Below are 233 nucleotides of genomic sequence, written 5' to 3'. Positions count from 1 at the left end.
CATATTTTGATACGCCTCTAGCAGCTTTGTTAACAGCCATCGCGTACCTTCTGGTGGCGTTAATTATTTTAGCCGTTGTAAAAGTACTGAACCGTACTTCTGATAAAGCACCCTCTCGTAATAGAGAGGGGCGCGAGTACAATACTCAACAAGCTGAGGAGTTAACCGCACTTTTGGAAAAATTTTCTGACCCTGTGCTGGTTGATGTGATCAAAAAACACCCAGGCAAGTCT

The 233-nt window shown here is 43.8% G+C and carries 1 protein-coding gene; it reads left to right on the top strand.

Translation table 11 applies throughout. The features are described from left to right. Nucleotides 1–233: hypothetical protein (locus tag B4K20_RS07580; RefSeq protein ID WP_289282458.1), on the top strand; the 233-nt coding region annotated here is incomplete at both ends.

Origin of the sequence: Methylophaga sp. UBA5088 (assembly GCF_002414625.1) — a bacterium.
Lineage (GTDB): Bacteria > Pseudomonadota > Gammaproteobacteria > Nitrosococcales > Methylophagaceae > Methylophaga > Methylophaga marina.
The sequence above is the reverse complement of the archived record's forward strand: the minus strand, read 5'-3'. Positions and strand labels throughout refer to the sequence as shown.